Source organism: Prevotella sp. CAG:592 (genome assembly GCF_000436015.1).
GTDB lineage: Bacteria > Bacteroidota > Bacteroidia > Bacteroidales > Bacteroidaceae > Prevotella > Prevotella pectinovora.
Window position 1 is genome coordinate 1 of record NZ_FR892511.1, and the last position, 4,729, is coordinate 4,729.

A 4,729-nucleotide genomic window follows, 5' to 3' on the forward strand; every position below is an offset into this window, starting at 1 on the left:
TTTGAGGATAGATACGAAATAGGCAAAATTTAACGCTTTTAACTTTCCATGTAATTGATGTTACAAGGCTTTAGATGGCGATGTCACACTTTTTATACTTTTATATATAGCAATAGCCGTTTGAGGCTTAAAGCTTGTGAAAAACTTTTAAATCGCTTGTGGGTGCCAGTATATTTCATATCTTTGCCAAATGACAACATATAGGAAACACGCCAAACCAATATAAACTAAATAACGGAGGAATAATCATGAATGTAAACACAGGTATCAAGCAAGCACTGATCTTAGCCATCGGCATCATCGTGCTCGGATTTTTTGTAGACTCAGGACTTAAGAGTCTGGCTGGCAAAGACCGCAAAGTGGTAGTGAAAGGACTGGCAGAGAAGGAGGTGGAGGCAGATAAAGTGACGTGGCCTATCCTATCCAAGGAGTTGGGTGACGACCTGCCGGAACTATACCAGAAGATCAACGCCACGACAAATAAAATACGCAAATTCCTGATTGCCAACGGAGTGAAAGACAACGAGATAATCGTGAACGCACCAGTGGTGATCGACCTCAACGCCGAACGATATGGCGCCAACCAACAGCCCTACCGCTACAACATCACATCCATCATTACCGTAACTTCAAAAAACGTGAATCTCGTGCGCAGCATAATCTCCCGACAGGGCGACCTGCTGAAGCAGGGCGTCGCCATCGTTGACGGCGGCTACGAGAACCCGGTGAAATACGAATATGTGGCATTCCGCCAACTGAAACCGAAGATGATGCAGGAAGCTATAGAGAACGCGAAAGTGACCGCCGAGCAGTTTGCCAAAAACAGCGACAGCAAGATAGACAAAATAATGAATGCCGACCAGGGACAGTTCTCAATCGAAGACCGCGACTCCAACACCCCATACATCAAGAAAGTGAGGGTGGTGACCACAGTGACATACTCGCTGAAAGACTGACCGGCTGCTGAATTACGCCGCTAATCTTGCATTTTATCATTAAATTTGCTAATTTTGCCCATCATTCCCATTAACATCACAATTTTAGCAACGACTATGAAAATACAGACAGCGACAAAGAGCCAGGCTCCAATCATCTCACAACTCATTATGACGGCAATGACAGACGACTGTTGCCAGTATTTCGCCGGCGAACACCATACGCTTGCCGACTTCCGCTCCATGATGACATCGCTCGTGGAAAGGGAAGACTCCCAGTACAGCTATCTGAACACCCTCGTTGCCATCGACGACGACGGCAACGTGATGGGAGCCATCGTGGGCTACGACGGCGGAAAGCTGCATGAGCTGCGACAGGCATTCATAAACGCTGCCAAGGAATGCTTCGGCAGAGACTTCAGCCGGATGGACGACGAGACGCAAGCCGGAGAGGTGTATCTCGACAGCCTCGCCGTGATGCCCGACCACCGCGGCAAAGGCATCGCCACATCACTGCTGCGGGCAATGATAGAGAAAGCGGCAAAGGAGGGACACCCTGCCGTGGGACTGCTCGTGGACAAAGGCAACCCTAACGCCGAGAGACTGTATCTGCACGTGGGATTCGAATATGCCAACGATTCCTCGTGGGGCGGACATCCGATGCGCCACCTCGTATACAGGATAGATTAAAGAACCAAAGACACATATCATGCAGGAAAGCAAATACCTCGTGGCAAACGAGAGAGATGCGCTGTGGGGACTCACGGTGAGCACCGTGGGCTACGACAAACTCAACCCCGGCGACCCATACCCCACCAGAGGCCACGCCGGAGGATACTACTTCGACGTGACAAGGGGACGGACGCTCGACGAATACCAGATGCTCTACCTACTCGACGGAGAGGGCGTGTTCTGTTCCGACCACGTGAAAGACCATCCGATAAAGGCTGGCGACATCTTCCTGCTCTTCCCCAACGAATGGCACACATACCATCCGCTCGCCTCCTCCCGATGGGAGAGCTACTGGATAGGCTACAGAGGAAAGAACATGGACGACAGAGTGGAACACGGATTCCTGTCGCCCGAAAAACCGGTATACCACGTAGGCTACTGTCCTGAGATAATAAGCCTCTACGAGTCTGCCATGCAGGTGGCAAAGCGCGAGGAGGCATACTCGCAGCAGTCGCTCGCCGGCATCGTGAACAATCTCATCGGCACGATGTATGCCAGAGAGCGCAACATCATCCTGAGCCGCGACCAGGACAAGGTGGACATCATAAACAAGGCTCGTCTCATGATACGCGAAAGACTGGAAAGCCGCATCACCATACAGGAGATAGCAGACCAGCTGGGAATGGGATATTCCAACTTCCGCAAGCTGTTCAAGGAGTTCACGGGCATCTCGCCGGCTCTCTACCAACAGGAGCTACGACTGCAGAGGGCACGCGAACTGCTCTCCTCTACGCCGATAAGCATCAAAGAGATAGCCTACAGGCTGAACTTCGATTCGCCCGACTATTTCTCAAGCAAGTTCAAGGCTAAAGTGGGATGCAAACCAAGCGAATACAGAGAAAAGATGGGATAAAAATTAGGATTTGTTAATATTTTGTCGTACCTTTGCGGCATGATTTACACACACAAGGAGCAGTTCTACACTAAACCCAAATCGGTCATTAGGCCGTTTAATGTATTTTTTTTACAACTGCTTGCAGTCTTTTGTTTTTTATAGGCGACTTTTGCTCGTTTTTAATGAGCAATAGCCCGCTATTACTCATTAAAAGTCAAACAAAATCCACTCTTCTAAAATATCAAAACCAAGCAAGCCCTAATGACCGATTAGGGTTAAAAGTTGACGGACTGCTCCATTTTCGTTTCCTTAATTCTAAGGAATACGCATTAATAAATACAAATATATTCAGAATAACAATTATCGATGAACAGTAAATTAGATTTCAAGCCGCAGCTCTTCACCACACTGAGGAACTACAACAAGAAGACCCTCATGGCCGACGTCATGGCGGGCATCATCGTGGGCATCGTGGCATTGCCACTTGCCATCGCCTTCGGTATCGCATCCGGAGTGACACCAGAGAAGGGTATCATCACCGCTATCGTGGCGGGATTCATCATCTCGCTGCTCGGAGGCAGCAAGGTGCAGATTGGCGGACCTACGGGTGCCTTCATCATCATCATCTATGGCATCATCCAGCAATATGGCTTCGAGGGGCTCACCATTGCCACTCTGATGGCAGGTGCCTTCCTCATCCTCTTCGGAGTGCTGCATCTGGGCACCATCATCAAGTTCATCCCCTACCCCATCGTCGTGGGATTCACCAGCGGTATCGCCGTCACGATTTTCACCACGCAGATAAAAGACCTCTTCGGACTGAGCATCGACAAGGTGCCAAGCGACTTCATAGAGAAGTGGTGGTGCTACATCTGCAACTTCGGAACCATAGACTGGTGGTGTGCGGCAGTGGGAATACTCAGCGTGGTGGTGATTGCCGTCACGCCTAAGTTCAGCAAGAAGATTCCGGGATCGCTCGTGGCAATCATCGTGATGACCGTGGCAGCACTGCTCCTCAAGCAGTTTGCCGGAGTGACGAGCATCGAGACCATCGGCGACCGCTTCTCCGTGAGCAACGCCATCCCCGAAGCCCACATGCCTACAATAACATGGGACACGATAAAGGAACTGGTGCCACCGGCACTGACCATCGCCGTGCTCGGCGCCATAGAGTCGCTGCTCTCGGCAACTGTTGCCGACGGTGTTATCGGCGACCACCACAACTCCAACACCGAGCTGATAGCACAGGGTGTGGCAAACCTCGCCTCGCCTATCTTCGGCGGCATACCGGCAACGGGGGCCATCGCCCGTACGATGACCAACATCAACAACGGCGGAAAATCACCTATCGCCGGCATTATCCATGCCGTGGTGCTGCTGCTCATATTCCTGTTCTTCATGCCACTGGCAAAATATATCCCTATGGCATGTCTTGCCGGAGTGCTCGTGATAGTGTCATACGGCATGTGCGGATGGCGTTCGTTCCTCTCGCTGATGAAGAATCCCAAGAGCGATGTCACCGTGCTTCTCATCACCTTCTTCCTCACCATCATCTTCGACCTCACCGTGGCTATCGAGGTCGGCCTCATCATAGCCTGCCTGCTCTTCATGAAGCGTGTGTCTGAGGTGACCGACGTGAAGTTGATAGAGAATGAAATCAATGAGGAGAGCGACATGATAAAGGGCAACCTGGAGCATCTCACCATTCCGGAGGGAGTGGAAGTGTATGAAATCAACGGTCCGTTCTTCTTCGGTGCCGGCAACCGTTTCGAGGAAGTCATGGCAGCGTTCGGCGACCGCCCCAAGGTGCGCATCATAAGGATGCGTAAGGTACCGTTCGTTGACTCCACGGGTATCCACAACCTCACCAACCTCTGCGAGATGAGCCACAAGGATGGTATACAGGTGGTTCTCTCTGGTGTGAACCCTCATGTACACGCCGCCCTCGGCAAAGCAGGTTTCTACGAATCTGTCGGCGAAGAGAACATCTGCAGCCACATCAAGATTGCTCTGGACAGAGCTAAGGAGATTGTGGGAGAAAAGAAATAAGGAAACTGAAATCAGAAATAAGGATAAATAAATATGTGAGTGCTTAGTGTCCATCAGCCTACGGCGATGGACACTGGTCTAAAATAAAAACACGGATTGCACGGAACACCACGGATTAATCATCACGGATTATTTTAGACTTATATTTTGGACTTTATCTTGGATTTTCGTGGATTTG

At 50.4% G+C, this 4,729-nt stretch carries 4 protein-coding genes; all 4 read left to right on the forward strand.

Annotation, left to right across the window (positions count from 1 at the left end; genetic code table 11):
* Positions 1-248: 248 nt before the first annotated feature.
* The gene (locus QVO99_RS01675; protein ID WP_022315854.1) at positions 249-956 is read left to right on the forward strand and encodes an SIMPL domain-containing protein; all 708 of its coding nucleotides are present in this window, start codon (positions 249-251) and stop codon (positions 954-956) included.
* A gap of 96 nt (positions 957-1,052) precedes the next feature.
* Positions 1,053-1,625, forward strand: coding sequence for a GNAT family N-acetyltransferase (locus tag QVO99_RS01680; protein ID WP_278841184.1), 573 nt, complete (start codon positions 1,053-1,055; stop codon positions 1,623-1,625).
* 19 nt (positions 1,626-1,644) lie between these two features.
* The gene (locus tag QVO99_RS01685) at positions 1,645-2,520 is read left to right on the forward strand and encodes a helix-turn-helix transcriptional regulator (RefSeq protein ID WP_022315856.1); all 876 of its coding nucleotides are present in this window, start codon (positions 1,645-1,647) and stop codon (positions 2,518-2,520) included.
* A 348-nt stretch (positions 2,521-2,868) separates the two neighbouring features.
* On the forward strand, positions 2,869-4,551 hold the full coding sequence (locus tag QVO99_RS01690) for a SulP family inorganic anion transporter (protein ID WP_022315857.1): 1,683 nt from the start codon (positions 2,869-2,871) through the stop codon (positions 4,549-4,551).
* The last annotated feature ends 178 nt before the right edge of the window (positions 4,552-4,729 follow it).